At 65.1% G+C, this 18,221-nt stretch carries 18 protein-coding genes; 9 read left to right on the plus strand and 9 right to left on the minus strand.

What is annotated here, in order from left to right:
• The first annotated feature begins 47 nt into the window (after positions 1–47).
• From rnd to ASD45_RS10640, 3 genes are read left to right on the plus strand one after another with little or no spacing between them, the layout of a single operon-like run.
• The gene (gene rnd / locus ASD45_RS10630) at positions 48–1,199 is read left to right on the plus strand and encodes a ribonuclease D (RefSeq protein WP_056911455.1); all 1,152 of its coding nucleotides are present in this window, start codon (positions 48–50) and stop codon (positions 1,197–1,199) included.
• A gap of 53 nt (positions 1,200–1,252) precedes the next feature.
• Positions 1,253–1,624, plus strand: coding sequence for a hypothetical protein (locus ASD45_RS10635; protein WP_056911456.1), 372 nt, complete (start codon positions 1,253–1,255; stop codon positions 1,622–1,624).
• A gap of 32 nt (positions 1,625–1,656) precedes the next feature.
• Positions 1,657–2,409, plus strand: coding sequence for a 5-oxoprolinase subunit PxpA (locus ASD45_RS10640; protein ID WP_056911457.1), 753 nt, complete (start codon positions 1,657–1,659; stop codon positions 2,407–2,409).
• Here ASD45_RS10640 and ASD45_RS10645 read toward each other — a convergent pair.
• Positions 2,360–3,499 (minus strand): geranylgeranyl reductase family protein, encoded by a 1,140-nt coding sequence (locus ASD45_RS10645; protein WP_056911458.1) that lies wholly within the window; start codon positions 3,497–3,499, stop codon positions 2,360–2,362. The genes ASD45_RS10640 and ASD45_RS10645 overlap by 50 nt on opposite strands.
• A 33-nt stretch (positions 3,500–3,532) precedes the next feature.
• On the opposite strand from ASD45_RS10645, the gene ASD45_RS10650 reads away from it, so the two are divergent.
• Positions 3,533–4,567: a low specificity L-threonine aldolase gene (locus ASD45_RS10650; protein WP_056911459.1), complete on the plus strand. Its 1,035-nt coding sequence runs from the start codon at positions 3,533–3,535 to the stop codon at positions 4,565–4,567.
• Positions 4,568–4,688: 121 nt separating this feature from the next.
• On the opposite strand, the gene ppx is transcribed toward ASD45_RS10650, so the two are convergent.
• The 5 genes from ppx to ASD45_RS10675 form a co-directional block, all read right to left on the minus strand.
• Entirely contained in the window at positions 4,689–6,200 is a 1,512-nt protein-coding gene (gene ppx / locus ASD45_RS10655; RefSeq protein WP_056911460.1) for an exopolyphosphatase, read from the minus strand.
• Positions 6,201–6,213: 13 nt separating this feature from the next.
• Positions 6,214–8,445, minus strand: coding sequence for an RNA degradosome polyphosphate kinase (locus ASD45_RS10660; protein ID WP_082540774.1), 2,232 nt, complete (start codon positions 8,443–8,445; stop codon positions 6,214–6,216).
• Between the two features lie 116 nt (positions 8,446–8,561).
• Positions 8,562–9,266 (minus strand): DnaA/Hda family protein, encoded by a 705-nt coding sequence (locus tag ASD45_RS10665; RefSeq protein WP_244485294.1) that lies wholly within the window; start codon positions 9,264–9,266, stop codon positions 8,562–8,564.
• Positions 9,267–9,276: 10 nt separating this feature from the next.
• Positions 9,277–10,398 carry an AI-2E family transporter gene (locus ASD45_RS10670; RefSeq protein ID WP_244485296.1) on the minus strand — a complete coding sequence of 374 codons (1,122 nt, stop codon included), beginning with the start codon at positions 10,396–10,398 and terminating at the stop codon, positions 9,277–9,279.
• Positions 10,395–10,940, minus strand: coding sequence for a CDP-alcohol phosphatidyltransferase family protein (locus ASD45_RS10675; RefSeq protein WP_056911462.1), 546 nt, complete (start codon positions 10,938–10,940; stop codon positions 10,395–10,397). Before ASD45_RS10675 ends, ASD45_RS10670 begins: the two co-directional genes overlap by 4 nt.
• A gap of 209 nt (positions 10,941–11,149) precedes the next feature.
• Between ASD45_RS10675 and purM the strand changes: the two genes are divergently transcribed.
• The 4 genes from purM to ASD45_RS10695 all read left to right on the plus strand — a co-directional run bounded on the left by purM (position 11,150) and on the right by ASD45_RS10695 (position 14,032).
• Entirely contained in the window at positions 11,150–12,223 is a 1,074-nt protein-coding gene (gene purM, locus ASD45_RS10680) for a phosphoribosylformylglycinamidine cyclo-ligase (protein ID WP_056911463.1), read from the plus strand.
• Between the two features lie 4 nt (positions 12,224–12,227).
• Positions 12,228–12,878, plus strand: a complete 651-nt coding sequence (gene purN, locus ASD45_RS10685) for a phosphoribosylglycinamide formyltransferase (RefSeq protein WP_056911464.1) — start codon at positions 12,228–12,230, stop codon at positions 12,876–12,878.
• Positions 12,879–13,054: 176 nt separating this feature from the next.
• On the plus strand, positions 13,055–13,438 hold the full coding sequence (locus tag ASD45_RS10690) for a DoxX family protein (RefSeq protein ID WP_056911465.1): 384 nt from the start codon (positions 13,055–13,057) through the stop codon (positions 13,436–13,438).
• Positions 13,439–13,573: 135 nt separating this feature from the next.
• The gene (locus ASD45_RS10695) at positions 13,574–14,032 is read left to right on the plus strand and encodes a DoxX family protein (RefSeq protein ID WP_082540778.1); all 459 of its coding nucleotides are present in this window, start codon (positions 13,574–13,576) and stop codon (positions 14,030–14,032) included.
• Between the two features lie 3 nt (positions 14,033–14,035).
• Here ASD45_RS10695 and ASD45_RS10700 read toward each other — a convergent pair whose 3' ends face one another.
• The 3 genes from ASD45_RS10700 to ndk all read right to left on the minus strand — a co-directional run bounded on the left by ASD45_RS10700 (position 14,036) and on the right by ndk (position 17,542).
• Entirely contained in the window at positions 14,036–16,141 is a 2,106-nt protein-coding gene (locus tag ASD45_RS10700) for a molybdopterin oxidoreductase family protein (RefSeq protein ID WP_056911467.1), read from the minus strand.
• An 84-nt stretch (positions 16,142–16,225) separates the two neighbouring features.
• Positions 16,226–16,945 carry a TerC family protein gene (locus tag ASD45_RS10705; RefSeq protein WP_244485456.1) on the minus strand — a complete coding sequence of 240 codons (720 nt, stop codon included), beginning with the start codon at positions 16,943–16,945 and terminating at the stop codon, positions 16,226–16,228.
• A gap of 174 nt (positions 16,946–17,119) precedes the next feature.
• Positions 17,120–17,542 (minus strand): nucleoside-diphosphate kinase, encoded by a 423-nt coding sequence (ndk, locus tag ASD45_RS10710; protein ID WP_056911469.1) that lies wholly within the window; start codon positions 17,540–17,542, stop codon positions 17,120–17,122.
• A 154-nt stretch (positions 17,543–17,696) separates the two neighbouring features.
• Here ndk and ASD45_RS10715 point away from each other — a divergent pair, with 154 nt between their 5' ends.
• Positions 17,697–18,221: a DinB family protein gene (locus ASD45_RS10715; protein ID WP_244485298.1), complete on the plus strand. Its 525-nt coding sequence runs from the start codon at positions 17,697–17,699 to the stop codon at positions 18,219–18,221.

The raw sequence follows: 18,221 nt of genomic DNA on the forward strand, positions 1-18,221 counted from the left end.
CCCGCGTGCGTGCTGAACGCACACCAAAAAGTTAGGTGCCTGCCCGAATGTCTCCCTTGATCACGACGACCGCCGACCTCGCCGCCGTTTGCGAGCGCATGGCGGGCCACGAATTCGTCACCGTCGATACCGAATTTCTGCGCGAGACCACCTACTATCCGCTGCTCTGCGTCGCCCAGATGGCGACCGACGACGAGGCGGTCGTCATCGACGCCCTGGCCCCGGGCATCGATCTCACGCCGTTCTTCAAACTGATGGCGGACGAGAAAGTGATCAAGGTGTTCCACGCCGCGCGGCAGGACATCGAAATCATGTGGAACATGGCCAAGACCATTCCGCATCCCATCGTCGATACCCAGGTCGCGGCCATGGTGCTCGGCTACGGCGACTCGATCTCTTACGACCAGCTCGTGCAGCGCATCACCGGCGACGTGCTCGATAAATCGAACCGCTTCACCGACTGGACGCGGCGCCCGCTGACCGACGCGCAGGTCTCTTACGCGCTGTCCGATGTCACGCATCTGCGCGCCGTCTACGTCAAGCTTGCCGCCGATCTCGCCAAGCGCGGCCGCGCCAATTGGGTCGAGGCCGAGATGGGCATTCTCACCTCGCCCGAGACCTATCGCATGGAGCCGGAGCGCGCCTGGGAACGGTTGCGTACGCGCGCGCGCAAGCCCAAGGAACTTGCGGTGCTGATGGAGGTCGCGGCCTGGCGCGAACGCGAGGCACAGACGCGCGACGTGCCCCGCTCGCGCGTCCTCAAGGACGATGTTGTCGGCGATATCGCGACGCAGGCGCCCACCACCATCGAACGCCTCGGCCAGTTGCGATCGCTGCCCAAGGGCTTCGAACGCTCGCGCTGGGGCGAACAGATTGTCGAGGCGGTTCAGCGGGGCGTGGCGCGTGACCCGAAGACCCTGCCGCGGTTCGAACGCTCACGGCCGGCGCCGAACGGCGCCGCCATCGTCGAACTGCTCAAGGTGCTGCTGCGCATGACCTCCGAGACCCATGCCGTTGCTGCCAAGGTCATCGCCACCGTCGACGATCTCGATCGCATCGCCGCCGACGACGACGCCGACGTGCCGGCGCTCAAGGGCTGGCGCCGCGAACTGTTCGGCGACAAGGCGCTGGCGCTCAAGCACGGCAAGCTGGCGCTGGCGGTCGAGAAGAGCCGCGTCGTCACCGTCGAGAAGAACTGACGCGATGGGACTGGCCGAGCAATCCGGTCCGGACGCTGGTGATTGGTGGGACGATGAGCCAACGCGTAGCGACCTTGAACGAAAGTGGTTACGTCACAACACCGAACCTCGGTGATGGCGAAGTCACACAAATATCGTTCCACTATCCGAATGCATCGATCACCGTCGCGCTCGTCAATGGCGGCGCGTGCACGATTGAGATCGTCGGCTGCCGTTACCTGTCGTGCGCGACGCGGCACACCCAGAACGTCATCGACAGCGTTTTGATCACGTCCGACATCGACGACCTGGCGCCACTCGACGATGCTGCACGACAGCAGATCAAGGACATCATCTCTGTCAAACCCGGCAGATTCGTCCAATTGGTGCCGATCACCGGCCCGGATTTGGTTGGCGTGGGTGATGACGTTAGGGTGACTTATTGAAAGACCGTGCCAATGCGATCTGAAGATTTGCCATGACCCTAACGATCGACATCAATGGCGACGCCGGCGAAAGCTACGGCCGCTGGACGCTCGGCGACGACGCTTCGTTTCTGCCCCATGTCTCCTCGGTCAACATCGCCTGCGGCTTTCATGGCGGCGATCCATCGACCATGCGCTCCACGGTGCGGATTGCGAAGCAAGCCGGCATCGCCATCGGCGCACATCCGTCGTTTCCTGACCTCATGGGTTTCGGCCGGCGCATGATGAGCATCGCCCCAGACGAAATGGCCGATTACACGCTCTATCAACTCGGCGCGCTGGCCGCGATCGCGCACAGCGAAGGCATGACCATCGCCCACGTCAAACCCCACGGCGCTTTCTACAAGGCGTGTTCGCTTGACATGAATCTGTCGAAGGCGATCGGCGCGGCGATTGCCGCCTATGACCCAAAGCTGTTTCTCGTGCTGCTGGCCGGTCCGGGCGCCGACGCCGCGGAAGCTGCCGGCGCACGCGTTGCCCGCGAAGCTTTCATCGATCTCGATTATGACGCCGACGGCGGCCTGATCATCGAGCGGATCGCCCGGCCGCGCGAGCCGTCGCTGGTCGCGGCCCGCGCGCTGCGTGTCGTGCGCGAAGGCAAGCTGACCAAGATTGACGGCGCCGACATGAACGTTGCGGTTTCGACCTTGTGCCTGCATGGCGACCGGCCGAACTCCGCCGAGGTCGCGCGGGTCGTCAAGGAGACACTGCAGGCGAAGGGGGTCGCGGTGACGCCGCTGCGCTGAGGAAGTGCCGCTTGCGGCGTTCGGTGAAGACCAGGTCCCGCACCCGGCTGAAACCGAGCGCCCAGCCGAACACCGGCTGGATCAAGCGCGGATAGATCAGCCAGCGCGGGCGCTTGCCGCGCAAGAGCGGCGCGACGATCGCATCGTAATCGCGGCGGTAAAGCGTCAGCGCCTCGGTGCCGGCCCGCGCCAGACTCGCGGCGACGGCCCGCCCTGCCGCAGCGCCGGTCCAGAGCGCGAAGGGAATGCCCTCGCCCGAGATCGGCTCGACCGCGCCAGCGGCATCGCCGCACAGCAGAATGTTGCCGCGTCCCGGCTCACGCCGGATGTCGCCGGCTGGCAGGAACTGCCCTTTCACCTTGAGGTCGCCCGCGCGCAAACCCTTGGTCGCGACATAAAAATCGAACCGCTGCCGTAACTCCGGATTGAGACGATGCAGACCGCCGACGCCGATGGTCACGGTCGTCGGCTTGGGAAACACCCAGCCATAGCCCCAGCGCGCTGCGCTGAAATCGAATTCGACGATGTCACCCTGGAGCGGCAGCATCGCGCGCGGCACTTCCGTCTCAAGCGCAAAAGCTGTTTTCGCCAGATCGAAGGCCCGCCCGTACAGGGTTTTCGCCACGACGCTGTTGACGCCGTCCGCGCCGACGAGACATTCAAAGGCAATCTCCTCGCCCGAGCGCAAGCTGACGATCTTGCGTTCGATATCGATCGCGGCGACGGACTCACCGAGTCTGAGCTCGGCGCCCGCCCGCTCCGCAAGTTGCACGAGATATTGATCGAACGCCGCGCGCATCATGAAGTCGATCGGCGTGCCGCTGCGGAAAGCGGCGATGAACCGCCCGCGCGAATAGAAATGAACATCGCGCGACGTGTTGAATAGATCCGCCCGCCATGGCTGCCCGAACGTCTGCTCGAAGGCGCGCTTGGCGCGGAACGTCAGGCCGCCGCCGCACAATTTGTCGCGCGGGAATTGCGCCTTGTCGATGAGACAGACTTGTCGGCCTGCGGCGGCGAGCGTATAAGCCGCGGCCGCCCCGGCAGGGCCGCCGCCGATCACCACGGCTTCGTAGCGTCCGCGCTTCATCGCCTGTTTATAAACAATGGACGAGATGCTGTCATGAATTTTGCCAGCGACAACACGGCGGGCGTGGCGCCCGAGATCATGGCGGCGCTGACGCGCGCCAACCAGGGGTTTGCGCTCGGCTATGGCAACGACGACTGGACGCGGCGCGTCGAGAAGAAGTTTTCCGAACTGTTCAAGCGCGACGTCGCCGTGTTCCTCGTGCCGACCGGCACCGCAGCCAATGCGCTGGCGCTCGCCCATGTCACGCCGCCCTGGGGCGCCGTGCTGTGCCACCAGGATGCGCATATCGCCGTTGACGAATGCGGCGCGCCGGAATTCTTCGGCGGCGGCATCAAGCTCGTTACCCTGCCCGGCGCCAATGGCAAGCTCGAGTCCGCCGCGATCAAGCCGTTGCTCGGCAACAAGTCGCAATGGGGTCCGCCGCATCACGTCACGCCGGCGGCGCTGTCGATTTCCCAGGCCAGCGAAGCCGGCACCATCTATCGACCGCAGGAGATCCGCGACCTGGCCGACGCCGCCCATGACCACGGCCTTGCCGTGCACATGGATGGCGCGCGCTTCGGCAATGCGCTGGTCCGCATGAACGTGTCGGCGGATGAAGCGACCTGGCGGGCGGGCGTCGATGTGCTGTCGTTCGGAGCCACCAAAGGCGGCGCCATGGGTGCCGAGGCCGTCATTTTCTTCGATCCCAAGCGCGCCGAGCACATGTCGGCGCGGCGCAAGCGCGGCGCGCAGCTAGCCTCCAAGCACCGCTTCATCGCCGCGCAGATGGAAGCCTACCTCGATGACGATCTGTGGCTGCGGCTGTGCCGCCATGCCAACGACCTGGCGGACCGTTTGAGCGGCGGCCTGAGCAAGGTCGGCTTCACACCGAAATGGCCGGTCGAGGCCAATGAAGTCTTCGTCGCCCTTCCCGTCGCGCTGTGCGACCGGCTGCAGGCCGCCGGCGCTGTGTTCTATCGCTGGGATGCCGATGCGTCGGGGAGCGTCGTCGCACGGCTGGTAACGTCGTTTGCGACGACGGCTGAAGAAGTGGATCGGTTTGTCGAGCTCGCCCGCGTTGCCTAGCGATTTGCTCCGTTCGTCCCCGCGAAAGCGGGGACCAGAGGGGCCAAGCACGTCAGGCAATAGCTGGATTCCCGCTTGCGCGGGAACGAACAGAGTGTGTGGCAGCCGTTAGGGACGCGCTTTACGCCTCCACCACCGCCTCGCGGCCGATGAGCCGCGCCAGTTGGCGCACGCGGCCGGACACGCGATCGGTAGCGAGTTTCTTGTAGTCGCCGGTCAGCTTGAGCACGAGCCGGCCGCCGACCACTTGCAGCGGCACGCGCGGCAGCACGCCGTCCTGGCCTGCCGTGAGGATATAGGCGACGCGCATCGCCGCCCCTAGCACGCGGGCGCGATCGAGGATGTACGGCGTCGCCAGTTCGCGTATCCGCGACGGCAACTCCTCCTCGTTGAGGCCGGTATGGCGCAGGAACACCGACAGGGCCATGTAGGTGCGCGATGGATGATCGACGGCGACGAACGGACCATGGGCAATGATATTCATCGCCTGCTCGCCGCGGTAATCGGGATGGGCGCGCCAGCCGATGTCAGCGAGCAGACAGGCGGCGTGACGTAGCCGCTTCTCGTCGGCGCTTTCCTTCAGGCCCGACGAGGCGATGAAGCGGTCGGTCCAGGCGATCAGTTCCTCGCCGTGCTTCGGCGCGCGCGAGCGCAGCACGTTGAGATCGGCCGCTGCCGCGATCAACGGGTCGCGCGCCCGCTCCTTTTCGCTGAGCAGCGAGTACAACAGCCCCTCGCGCACGCCCATCGCCGAAATGATGACTTCCTTCGGCTTGATGCCGCGCACCAGGTTTTCCAGCACCAGAGCCGCGTAGGCCAAGAGAGGACGGCGCGCGGCATTGACGACTTCGATCTTCGACAAGGTTTCGGTATCGACGCGATGCACCAGTCGCGAGAACTCTAGCGTCTCGCGCGCCGAAATCCGGTAGTTGTGCATGACGTGGAACGGATAGCCGGTCTGCCACATGTGCAGCCGCGCCAGCGCACGCCAGGTGCCGCCGACGGCATAGAGGGTCCGCCCCTCGCCGTCCTCGAGAATGTCGAGATCATCGAAGGACTTCTCGACCAGTTTTTCGGCTTTCTTGATCGAGCGGCCGGTCAGGTCTTGCAGGGCCAGACCACCGAGCGGCAAGGTCAGGCCGTGGCGCACGCGGGCGCCGCGGACGTCGACCAGCTCGAGCGAACCGCCGCCGAGGTCGCCGACGATGCCGTCGGGATTGTGGATACCGGAAACGACTCCGTACGCCGTAAGCTGCGCCTCGCGCTTGCCGGACAGAATCTCGATCTTGGTGCCGCAAATGCGTTCGGCGGCGGAGATGAAGGCGCGACCGTTGCGGGCGTCGCGGCAGGCCGCGGTGGCGATCGCATAGATACGATCGACATGCTGGATGTCGCACAGCGCCTTGAAACGCACGAGTGCGTTGAGCGCGGTATCGATGGCGTCCTGCGCCAAGAGCCCGGTGGTCTGCACCTGGCGGCCGAGACCGGCGAGCACTTTCTCGTTGAAGATCGGCGTCGGCGAACGCGTCAGCCCCTCATAAATGACGAGGCGCACCGAGTTCGAACCGATGTCGATAACGGCGATGGCGGGGCCGTGATCCAGCCGGCCTTTGACGGTTTCCACCTGGCGCACTTTTGTCGTCGCCTTACGCGCCTTCGATGAGGCGGCGGATGAGGCTGCGCGGTGAGGAATCTTTGAGCGATTTGCCACGGCCCGACAAGCTCGGATTTGTCATGAAGTACTTGTGGGCGTTGAAGGGTTCCTCGCCCGGCCCGGCCTTTATGCGCGTCGAGCCGCCGTCCGGCAAGACCTTCCAGCTCTGCTCGTTGTCCCTGAAATTGGCGACCATGATCTGGCCGAGCACCTGTTCGTGCACCGTTGGATTGACGATCGGGCACAGCACCTCGACGCGGCGATCGAGATTGCGCGGCATCATGTCGGCGGAGGAGAAATACAGCGCCGCCTTCGGATGCGGCAGCGGATGGCCGTCGCCGAAGCAATAGATGCGCGCGTGCTCGAGAAAGCGGCCGACGATCGACTTGGCGCGGATATTCTCGGACAGGCCGGGTACGCCGGGCCGCAGGCAACAGATACCGCGCACGACGAGATCGATCGGCACGCCGGCGGCCGAGGCATCGTATAGCGCGTCGATGATGCCAGGATCGACCAGCGAATTCATCTTCATCCAGATCGCCGCCGGCTTGCCGGCCCGCGCATTGGCGGCCTCGCGGGCGATGTGGTCAAGGATGCGCTTGCGCAGCGACACCGGCGACATCGCCATGCGCTCGAGCTCGGCCGGCTCGGCGTAGCCGGTGATGTAGTTGAAGATGCGGGCGACGTCGCGCGCGATCACCGGGTCGGCGGTGAAGAACGACAGGTCGGTATAGATGCGCGCGGTAACCGGGTGATAGTTGCCGGTGCCAACATGGCAGTAGGTCGCCAGCGTGCCGCCTTCCCGGCGCACCACCAGTGACAGTTTGGCGTGGGTCTTGAGCTCGATGAAGCCGTAGACCACCTGGGCGCCGGCGCGCTCGAGATCGCGGGCCCAGCGGATATTGGCCTCCTCGTCGAAGCGCGCCTTGAGTTCGACCAGCGCGGTGACCGACTTGCCGGCTTCCGCCGCCTCAACCAGGGTCTTGACGATCGGGCTCTCCGCCGAGGTGCGGTACAGCGTCTGCTTGATGGCGACGACGTTCGGGTCGCGCGCCGCCTGCTGCAGGAACTGCACCACGACGTCGAACGATTCGTACGGATGGTGGACGATGAGGTCCTTCTGCCGGATGGCGGCGAAGGCGTCGCCGCCATGGTCGCGGATGCGCTCCGGGTAGCGCGGATTGTACGGCACGAACTCGAGGTCGGGCCGGTCGACCCGGGTGAGCTGCGCCAGATCGTTGATCGCCAGCACGCCGTCGACGTTGAACACCTCGTCGTCGGCCACCGCCAGCGCGTGCTGGACGAAATCGCGCAGTTCGACCGGCATCGCGGCGTCCAGTTCGAGGCGGATCACCGAGCCGCGGCGGCGCTGTTTCAGCGCGGTCTCGAACTCGCGCACCAGATCCTCGGCTTCTTCTTCGATTTCCAGATCGCTGTCGCGGATGACGCGGAACGAGCCGGCGCCCTTCACCGTGTAGCCGGGGAACAGCTTGCTGACATGCAGCGCCGTCAGTTCCTCGAGCGTGATCAGGCGAATGCCGCCGCCACTGCCGGCCGGCAGCCGGATGAAGCGATCGATCTTCTGCGGCATGCGGATCAGTGCGTTCATCGTCTTGCCGTCGCGGACCCGGGCCAGTTGCAGGGCCATCGAGAAGCCGAGATTGGGAATGAACGGGAACGGATGCGCCGGGTCGATGGCCAGCGGCGTCAGCAGCGGGAAGATGTGGGTGAGGAAATGGTCCTCCAGCCAGCTCTGTTCGCTCTTCGACAGCTTGGCGCCGTCGACCAGGGAGACCCCGGCCTCGGCCAGGTCGTCGCGCAGTTCGAGCCAGCGGTGCTGCTGGTCGTAGGCCAGACGCGACACCGCCTCGTTGATGCGCAGGAGCTGCTCGGCCGGCGTCAGCCCTTCCGGGCTGCGGGTGGTGATGCCCTGGCGCACCTGACCCTTGAGGCCGGCGACGCGCACCATGAAGAATTCATCAAGGTTGTTGGCGGAAATCGACAGGAAGCGGACGCGCTCGAGCAGCGGGTGGCTCTCATTGGCGGCCTCTTCGAGAACCCGCCGGTTGAACTGGAGCCAGGAAATCTCGCGGTTGATGAAACGGTCCGGCTGCTCACGGATCGCCGGTTCGGCCGGTTGGGGTTCCGCGGCCGACAGCTTCTTCACCTCGTCCGCAAACAGAGTTTCTTCTGAAGGAACAGAGGTTTCGGCGCGTTCGTTCATGATAAGGCATAACCTGAGAAGATGTGTGCGCGGCCGCTTGCCGGACTTGGCGCGGGCGTCACAGGGACAATTCGGCGCCGAAGCCCGGGTTGCGTCAAGACCTTAGGGATACGGCGTTAAGTCGCCCTGAACAGCTCGGCCGCCAGCGCCCGCGTTGCCGGCCGGTGCAGGCGGAGCGCCTCCTCGTCCAGCTGGGCCACGGCCCGGTGCGCCCCGGTGAAGGACCGCTCGATCCGGTTGGCGAGGTAGTTGACCACGGCTTCGTCCACGGCGAGCTGCCGGTCGGCGGCCAGCTTGACGATCAGCGCCCGCAGCAGCGCGTCGTCCGGCGCCTCGAGTTCGATCACCGGCAGCATGCGCAGCCGGGACTGCAGGTCCCGAATGCGGACGGTGAGCGACGGCGGCGATACCCGCGCGGTGAAAAGAACGTCCGCCCCCTCCTCGCGCGCCAGGTTGATCAGGTGGAACAGTGCCCGCTCATCGAGGTCCGGCGTGTCGATGTCCTCGACCACCAGCGCGCCCGTGGCAAACGCCGACGGCAGATCGATGTCGCCGAGGTGCTTGGCCGCGATCACCCGCGCGCCGCTCGCCGAAGCCCAGATGGCGGCGAGATGGCTCTTGCCCGAGCCCTCCGGGCCGATAAGCGCGATCAGCCGGCTCGGCCAGTCCGGCCAGCGCTCGATCAGCGCCAGCGCCTTGGCGTTGGACGGCCCCTCGAGGAAATCCTCGCGCGCATAGCTGATGGCGTGGTCGAGCGCGAGCACGAGCTGGCGCGGCGGCGCCGCGCGTTCGAGCTCATCGCTGTCGTTACGCATGGACATGACCGCGCTGCTACTTGATGGGTTCGCCCGTGTAGAACGAGCTTTCGAGATATCGGCGGAGCGCAAAGCGCGTCAGCACCCCGATGGTGGCGGCAAGCGGCACCGCGATCAGGAGGCCGACGAAACCAAACAGATAGCCGAAGGCGAGCAGCGCGAAGATCAGCCACACCGGGTGCAGGCCGACGCTTTCTCCGACCAGCTTGGGCGACAGCACGTTGCCCTCGAGGAACTGGCCGACCAGGAAGATGCCGAGCACGATCAGGATCGAGGTGTACTCGGGCCAGAACTGCGCCACCGCGACACCCAGCGATAGAATGAGGCCGGTCATCGAGCCGACATAGGGAATGAAGGTGATGAGGCCCGAGATCAAGCCGATCAGCAGGCCGAAATTGAGGCCGCTCACCGTCAGCGCCGCCGCATAGAAGGTGCCCAGGATCAGGCAGACCGCGGTCTGGCCGCGCACGAAGCCGGCGATGGCGGCGTCGGTTTCGCGCACGAGCCGATGCACCGTGTCGCGCTGCCTCACCGGAATCCAGCTATCCGCGGTGTCGACCATCTTGTGCCAGTCATAGATCAGGTAGAACGCGACCACCGGCGTCACCACGATCAACGAGAACAACGACACCAGCGCCCGTCCGCCGGACCACAGCGACTTCAGGAACGTCGTCAGCCAGCCGGCGCTCTGGGTCAGCAGGTCGCTGATGCCCTTGTCGCTCCCGAAACCGTTGCCGATCAGGTTCTTCAGCCACGGCCATTCGGTGTTGCTGATCAGCGAGCGAAGCTTGGTGACGTAGGTGGGAATGTTCTCGATCAGCGAGGCGAGCTGATTGCCCAGCAGCGGCAAGATCAGCAACAGAACCAGCACGATCAGCAGCACCACAAGCGAGATGATCGCCAGCGCCGCAATCAGACGGTTGACGCCCATGCGCTCGAGCCGGTCGGTCAGCGGCGTCAGGAAATAGGCGATGGCGAGGCCGGCGATGAACGGCAGCAGAATGTCCGCCAGCAGCCACAGCAGCAGAATGAAAATGGCGAGCGCCGCCAGCCAGAACACCATCTGCCGCTGCAGGGCGAAACCGCCCGGCCTTCCGTCTGGCGGCGGCACTGGCTGACCCACCTGCTGTGCGCTCACGAGCCGGCCACCGGGGAATTCATATGCCGTACCCATTCGGCCAGATACGCGGCGATCGACAACAGCGTCAGCACCGCGACCAGTCCCATCAGCACCAAGGTCAGGTTCGGCACTGCGATTTTGAAGCCGAGCGAGCCGAGCACCACGCAGGCAAAGGCGATCTGCGCCGTGGTGTTGAGCTTCGACACCCAGAGCGGTTTGATCTTTAGCGGGTTACCCAACAACCAGGACAAGATGATGCCTCCAACGATCAGGATATCCCGCGACACCACAAGGATCACCAGCCAACGCGGGATGTCCCCGTTGATCCCAAGGGTCAGATAAATCGAGACGATCAGCGCCTTGTCGGCCAACGGGTCGAGATAGGCGCCCAGTTCCGTGGTCATGTGGAAGCGCTTGGCCAGAAAGCCATCGACGGCGTCCGAGACGCCGGCAACCAGAAAAAGGACGAAGGCGATCCACATCGTATTGGAGGCGATCGCCCAGACCACGACGGGCACCATGAAGATGCGCGCCAGGGTGATCAGGTTTGGAATACTCAAGGCAGTCCCGGCTCGTGGCAAAGCCCCCGGCATGGGGCCTGTTTGGGTAGATTTGCGGATCAGTTTCGGGTCGGATCGGTCCGACCGAAGATAGAGTATAACGGCGTCCGCGCCATTGCACGAACGGCCTTTTCGACGTACGAGGCGGCACTTATTGCCGCCGGCGCGCCTTTTTTGTGTCGGTGCGAAGCGGGCGACGAGGGGTCCACATGGCGGATCAAGAGCGCGGTCTGACCTACGCGCAAGCAGGCGTCGATATCGACGCCGGCAACCGGATGGTGGACCTGATCAAACCCCTGGTGCGCGCCACCGCACGCCCGGGCGCCGACGCGGAAATTGGCGGTTTCGGCGGCCTATTCGATCTCAAGCGGGCCGGCTACAAGGACCCGATCCTGGTCGCCGCCAATGACGGGGTCGGCACCAAGGTCAAAATCGCCATCGAGACCGGCCGCCACGACACCATCGGCATCGATCTGGTCGCCATGAGCGTCAACGATCTAGTGGTCCAGGGCGCCGAGCCCCTCTTCTTCCTGGATTATTACGCTACCGGCCGGCTTTCGCCCGAAGTCGGCGCCGCCGTGGTCGCCGGTATCTCGCTCGGCTGCCGGCAAGCCGGCTGCGCCCTGATCGGCGGCGAAACCGCGGAAATGCCCGGGCTCTATCAAGGCGAGGATTACGATCTCGCCGGCTTCGCCGTCGGCGCCGTCGAACGCGGCGACGTCTTGCCGCGGCCCGACATCGGCGAAGGCGACGTCATCCTCGGCCTCGCCTCCTCCGGCGTGCACTCAAACGGCTATTCCCTGGTGCGCAAGGTCGTGGCCAAGAGCGGCCTGCTGTGGAGCACGCCGGCACCCTTCGCCGACGATGTGTCGCTCGGTGAAGCGATCCTGACGCCGACCCGCATCTACGTGAAATCCTGCCTCGCCGCGATCCGCGCGACCAAGGCGGTGAAGGGCCTCGCCCACATCACCGGCGGCGGCTTTCCCGACAACATCCCGCGCGTGCTACCGAAGGGTCTCGGCGCGCGCATCGACCTCGCCAAGGTCAACGCGCCGCCGGTGTTCCGCTGGCTGGCAGAAGTCGGCGGCATCGCGCCGAAGGAAATGCTGCGCACCTTCAACTGCGGCGTCGGCATGATCGTCGTCGTCGCGCCGAAGGATGCAGCTGCCGTCACCGCGGCTTTCGCCGAGGCTGGCGAAAAGGTCACGACCATCGGCAGCGTGATCCGCGCCGGCGCTGAGGAGCGCGTCGTGTATGACGGCGCGCTCGATCTCAAGCTGTAAGCCGATGGCGAAAAAGCGCGTCGCCGTTTTGATCTCCGGCCGCGGCTCCAACATGGCGGCGCTGATCGAAGCGGCCAAGGCGCCCGGCTATCCCGCTGAGATTGTGCTGGTGTTGTCGAACAAAGCGGACGCCGGCGGCCTCGACACCGCGCGCAACAACGGCATCGAAACCGCCGTCGTTGACCACAAGATCTACGGCAAGGACCGCGCCGCCTTCGACCGGGCGATGCATCAGGTGCTTCTCGCGCACAAGATCGACCTCGTCTGCCTCGCCGGCTTCATGCGCCTGCTGACGCCGGAATTCGTCGGCCTGTGGAGCGAGCGCATGCTCAACATCCACCCGGCCCTGCTGCCGGCGTTCAAGGGGCTCGATACGCATCAGCGCGCGCTCGATGCCGGCGCGAAAGTCCACGGCGCGACCGTGCATTTCGTGGTTCCGGAAATGGATGCCGGCCCGATCATCATGCAGGGCGCGGTCGCCGTGCGCAGCGACGACACCGAAACCACCCTGGCGGCACGCGTGCTTAAGGTCGAGCACAGGATTTATCCGGCGGCTCTCAGACTCGTCGCCGACGGCCGCGTGACGCTGGTCGACGATCGATGCCTTATCGATGGTTCGGCAGTGCCTGACGCCTCGACCTTGACGCCGGAATAGCGTTTCGGGATCACAACTTCGGGAATAAGCCTCCCCTGACGTTGTTATTCCAAACAGGCCTTTCTATGAATCGGCCTGAGGAACACAGGGGGTGCCTTCATATGTTCGAAACTTCAAATCACTCAAGACTGCATTTTCCCGGTCTTGCAGGCTTCTACACTTGGGCCGAACCACTTGTGTACGCCCTGCTCCGTTTCACCATCGGTGTCGTGATCTTCGTCCACGGCTACACGAAAGTCGTCGGCCCGGGCCCGACCGGCGTTACCGGCATGTTCACGCGAATGGCGTTCCCGGCGCCGGGCGCAATGGCTTACGTCGCGATCTTCTTCGAGACCATCGGCACGCTTTGCGTCGCGCTTGGCTTGTTCACGCGCTTCTTTTCGGCGGCGCTGGCGATCGAAATGCTGGTGATCCTGATCACCGCGCATTGGGCCAAGGGCTTCAGCGTCGGCGCGGGCGGCTATGAATACGTGCTGCTGCTCGGCATGGTGTACTTCTACATCGCCATCCGCGGCGGCGGCCGTTACTCGCTCGACGCCAAGATCGGCAAGGAATTGTGAGCCGATAGGCGGGCGCCGCGTTCAAGTTTTCGCGAGCGCGGCGCTCGCACCCAAGTTTCTCCACAAAGTACTCTGCTTCTGCCTTGAGCGCGCGGCCTGTCGCCGCGTGCTTTTGGTCATTGCAGAGGTCCTTTGATGCTTGCGCGAACGCCTGCCGACACCCGATTGCTCATCCCCGGCCTCGCCGGCTTTTACGCGTGGGCGCCCGAGGTGGGTTACCTGCTGCTGCGGGTGGTGATCGGCTACATCCTTTTCATGCATGGCTGGGCCAAGGTCCAGGCCGGCTTCGGCGCCGAGGTCGGCTTCTTCGTCAAGGTCGGCTTTGCCATGCCCGTGCTCTGCGCCTTCGCCGTGATCTTTCTCGAGACGGTAGCCGCCGCCTGCGTCGCGCTTGGGCTGTTCACGCGCTTCTTCGCCGCCGCGCTGGCCGTCGAGATCGGCGTGATGTTCGTCGCCATTCACGGCCCGAAGGGCTTTTCGGCCAGCAAGGGCGGCTACGAATACGTGCTCCTGCTCGGCATGGTGATGTTCTTCATCGCGCTCGCCGGCGGCCGGCGCTATTCGCTCGACCGCATGATCGGCAAGGAGCTATAGGAATCACGCGGCGCGGCGGATCCACACCTTGTTGTCGTGGAACGCCGCGCCGCCGAACGGTGCCACCGCGTCGGCTCCGGTGAGCGTGTTGATGCCCTTGCCGTCCGCATAGGCCGAATTCGGCCAGATCGATTCCGCGATCAGTACGCCGCGCCGCACGCCGTCGAAGACCTTGGCGTGCAGGCGGACCTCGCCGCGCCCGTTGCCCAGCAGGACCTCGTCGCCGTCACCGATGCCCTGCGCGGCAGCGTCATCCGGGTGGATCATCACCGTCGGACGCTTCTCATTGGCGAGCGAGGTCGGCGTTTCGTTGAAGGTGGTGTTGAGGAAGCCGCGCGCCGGCGAGGTCGCCAGGCGGAACGGATGCTCGGCGTCTGCCGCCTCCACCACTGCCCAGTGATCGGGCAGCGCCGGCATGGCCTCGACCGGCCCCGACGTATAGGGGCTGCGGAACGGCACCGTGGGCCAGTCCGGCTTGAAGCGGAACTTGCCGTCCGGCCAGTTGAAGCCGTCGAGATAATGCGCCTTCTCGAACGGCGGCTGACAATCGATCCACTTGTTGGCCTCGAGGTCCGCCAGCGTCCCGCGGCTGGAGCGACGCAGCAGGTCGTCGATCAGTTCGCGCGGGCTCATCGAAAAACCCGGATGCTCGGCGCCGAGGCGTTTGGCCAGCGCCGCCACCACCTCATGATTGTTGCGGCACTCGCCCGGCGCTTCGACCAACTTCGGCCCGAGCAGAATGTACTGGTGGCCGCCGCCGCGATAGATGTCATCGTGTTCGAGGAAGGTCGTCGCCGGCAGCACGATGTCGGCGACCTGCGCCGTTTCGGTCATGAACTGCTCGTGGACGCAGACGAACAGGTCGTCGCGGGCAAAGCCGCGCTTCACCACCGTCTGGTCCGGCGCCACTGTCATCGGATTGGTGTTCTGGATGAACAGCGCATCGACCGGCGGGCCGCCGCGTAGCGCGTCGCGGTCGCCGGTCAGGATCGCACCGATCCGCGACTGGTCGAGCACGCGCACCGACGGGTCGAAGGCATCGATGCCCTCGATCAGCATCTTGTTGAACCCGAAAATGTCGTTGTTGTTGTGGAAGGCGCCGCCGCCTTCATACAGCCAGGCGCCGGTCACCGCGGGAATCGACAGAGCCGCGTGCATGTTGGCGGCGCCGTTGCGCGAGCGCGCAAAGCCATAGCCGAGGCGAAAGTACGCGCGCTTGGTATCGCCGATCAGCCGGGCGAACTCTTCAATCGTCTCGACCGGCGTGCCGGTGATCGCCGACGCCCATTGCGGATCGCGCGTCTTCAAGTGCGCCTCGAGTTCGCGCGGCGCGTCGGTGTACTTGTCGAGATAGGCCCAGTCGGCCTTGCCGTCGCGGAACAGGCAATGCATCACCGCGCAGGCCAGCGCGCCGTCGGTGCCCGGTTTGACGAGCACCGGCAGATCGGCCTGTTTCATGGTGCCGTTCATGTAGACATCGACGGCGGCGATCCTGGCGCCGCGCTCCTTCCGCGCCCGCGCCGCATGCGTCATGACGTTGACCTGAGTGTTCACCGGATTGGTGCCCCAGATCACCACCAGATCGGACTTGACCATCTCGCGCGGATCGCTGCCCGCGATCTTGCCGGTGCCGGCGGCAAAGCCGGTCCACGCCGGATTGACGCAGATGGTCGAGTGGAAGCCGGAGTACTTCTTGACGTGGCGCAGCCGGTTGATGCCGTCGCGCTGCACCAGGCCCATGGTGCCGGCATAGTAATAAGGCCAGACGCTTTCCGCGCCGTGCCGCGCCTCGGCTTTCAGAAGGTGCTCGGCCACGATGTCGAGCGCGTCATCCCAAGCGATGCGGCGGAATTCGTTCGAGCCCCTGGCGCCGACGCGCTGCAGCGGATGCATCAGCCGGTCGGCATGATGCTCGCGCTCGGCATAGCGCGCGACTTTGGCGCAGACGACGCCGGCGGTGTAATCGTTGTCGGCCGAGCCGCGAATGCGGCCGATGGTGCGCTCGTCGAGTAGTTCGACGTCGAGCGCACAGGTCGACGGGCAATCGTGCGGACAGGCCGAATGCCCGATCCGGATGCCCTGCTTCGGAGGCCGGACGGTCTGGTTCATGCCGCCGACTATACCGGCGGAGTCGCGGCTTGTCGCTGCGGCCGGCTGCAAGCTCGAGACTTGCCGCCCGCCCCCGACGTCCTCTTAGACTTCGCTTTCCTTCGGCATCCGCGAACGCCGCCACAGGCCGCCGATGATCAGCACCAGAACCGCGCCCGCCGCCGCGGCCGCGTATTCGACCATGTGCGCCGTGCCGGAACCGTACTGGGCGAGATAGCCGGTGATCACCGGATCGGTGGCGATGACCTCACCCGAGATCCAGCCGAGCAGCGCGGAACCGGCCCAGACCAGCACCGGGAAGCGATCGAGCAGCGCCATGATCAGCGCCGCGCCGGCCACGATCAGCGGGATCGAGATGGCAAGGCCGAGGATGAGCAGCGCCATGTTGCCGCCTGCCGCGGCGGCAATGGCAATGACGTTGTCCAGGCTCATGATGATGTCGGCGAGCGCGACGATGCGCACGGCGCGCCACAGATGTTGAACGGCTTCGCCGTGATCCTCGTCCTGCTCGTCGGGCACCAGCAGCTTGGCGGCGACGTAGAACAATGCCAGTCCGCCGGCGATCTTGAGCCACGGCAGTAGCATCAGGGTCGCGACGATGCCGGTAAAAACGATGCGCATGCCGACGGCGACGCCGGCGCCGAGGATCATGCCCCATTTGCGCTGTGCCTCCGGCAACCCGCGGCAGGCCATAGCAATGACCAGCGCGTTGTCGCCGGACAGAAGAATGTTGATCCAGATGATTTTGACCAGCGCGACCCAGAATTCGCCGCCGCCCATCTCGCCCCAGCCCGAGCTGATCATTGCGCTCCAGGTGGACGGATCAAGCATTCCTGTCATTGCGTCGCCTCCCCAACATTATGCCCGCATCTTGTTGCGCGGATTGATTTGTGCGGACACCTCGTCCGGCTCGCAACGGGCCGCTTCTGCAGCGAAGCGGCCCGTTGCCTGTTCTCGTCCGTCCGCTGCGCGGGCGAATTAGCCGACGATTTCGTTGCCGGAGAAGAACTGGCTGATCTCGATCGCGGCGTTCTCGGGCGAATCCGAGCCGTGCACCGAGTTCTCGCCGATCGACTTGGCGTGCGTTTTGCGGATGGTGCCGTCAGCCGCCTTCGACGGATCGGTGGCGCCCATCACGTCGCGGTACTTGGCAATGGCGCCCTCGCCCTCGAGGACCTGCACCACGACCGGCGCGGAGATCATGAACTCGACCAGTTCGCCGAAGAACGGGCGCGCCTTGTGCACCGAGTAGAACTGCTCGGCCTGTTCCTTGGTGATGCGCACGCGCTTCTGCGCGACGATGCGCAAGCCCGCCTTCTCGATCATGGCGTTGATGGCGCCGGTCAGGTTGCGCTCGGTCGCATCGGGTTTCAGAATGGAAAAAGTACGCTCGACCGCCATCGGGTTGTTGTCCTTCAGTGGGATTGATCGGAACGATGTCCGAGTTTCATTGGAACGGGATGTGTGGGCGGCTTATACCGGCGGGCATGGGGGCGGGGCAAGATCGGTTTTGCCCGGTTTCTGACTGATTTTTCGTCGAAATCCAGGGGGTCAGGTGAAATCGCGCTATCAGATGTTCGCGGGCTACAACGCCTGGTGCAACGAGCGGCTCTATGACGCAGCCGCGCTCGTCCCCGATGCCGAATACCGCGCCGACCGCGGCGCTTTCTTCAAGTCGCTGCACGGCACGTTGAACCACATCCTGGTCGCCGACCGCATCTGGATGCGGCGCTTTACCGGCGTCGGTGACGTGCCGCCGAGCCTCGATACCATCCTGCATGACAGCTTCGAGGATTTGCGATCCGCCCGCCGCTCGCAAGACGTGCTTATCAATCGCTACATAGACGGTCTCGATCACGAGCGGCTGTCCGGCACCCTGCGCTACAAGACCGTCACCAACCCGCAGGTGATCGAGCAACCGCTGGCGCCGGCGCTCGACCATTTCTTCAACCATCAGACCCACCACCGCGGCCAAGCGCACGCCCTGCTCACCTCGATCGTCGGCAACGACAAGACGCCGAGCTTCGATTTGATCGTGTATCAGCGGCAGACCGGGGTTGGTTTGACCAACGTCGGCTGA

It is taken from the genome of Pseudolabrys sp. Root1462 (genome assembly GCF_001426945.1).
In the GTDB taxonomy this organism is placed as follows: domain Bacteria; phylum Pseudomonadota; class Alphaproteobacteria; order Rhizobiales; family Xanthobacteraceae; genus Pseudolabrys.

Coding starts and splice junctions, on each gene's coding strand:
- rnd (WP_056911455.1), top strand. CDS start 48: ATGTCTCCCTTGATCACGACGACCGCCGACCTCGCCGCCGTTTGCGAG.
- ASD45_RS10635 (WP_056911456.1), top strand. CDS start 1,253: ATGAGCCAACGCGTAGCGACCTTGAACGAAAGTGGTTACGTCACAACA.
- ASD45_RS10640 (WP_056911457.1), top strand. CDS start 1,657: ATGACCCTAACGATCGACATCAATGGCGACGCCGGCGAAAGCTACGGC.
- ASD45_RS10645 (WP_056911458.1), bottom strand. CDS start 3,499: ATGAAGCGCGGACGCTACGAAGCCGTGGTGATCGGCGGCGGCCCTGCC.
- ASD45_RS10650 (WP_056911459.1), top strand. CDS start 3,533: ATGAATTTTGCCAGCGACAACACGGCGGGCGTGGCGCCCGAGATCATG.
- ASD45_RS10660 (WP_082540774.1), bottom strand. CDS start 8,445: ATGAACGAACGCGCCGAAACCTCTGTTCCTTCAGAAGAAACTCTGTTT.
- ASD45_RS10665 (WP_244485294.1), bottom strand. CDS start 9,266: ATGTCCATGCGTAACGACAGCGATGAGCTCGAACGCGCGGCGCCGCCG.
- purM (WP_056911463.1), top strand. CDS start 11,150: ATGGCGGATCAAGAGCGCGGTCTGACCTACGCGCAAGCAGGCGTCGAT.
- purN (WP_056911464.1), top strand. CDS start 12,228: ATGGCGAAAAAGCGCGTCGCCGTTTTGATCTCCGGCCGCGGCTCCAAC.
- ASD45_RS10695 (WP_082540778.1), top strand. CDS start 13,574: ATGCTTGCGCGAACGCCTGCCGACACCCGATTGCTCATCCCCGGCCTC.
- ASD45_RS10700 (WP_056911467.1), bottom strand. CDS start 16,141: ATGAACCAGACCGTCCGGCCTCCGAAGCAGGGCATCCGGATCGGGCAT.
- ASD45_RS10705 (WP_244485456.1), bottom strand. CDS start 16,945: ATGATCAGCTCGGGCTGGGGCGAGATGGGCGGCGGCGAATTCTGGGTC.
- ndk (WP_056911469.1), bottom strand. CDS start 17,542: ATGGCGGTCGAGCGTACTTTTTCCATTCTGAAACCCGATGCGACCGAG.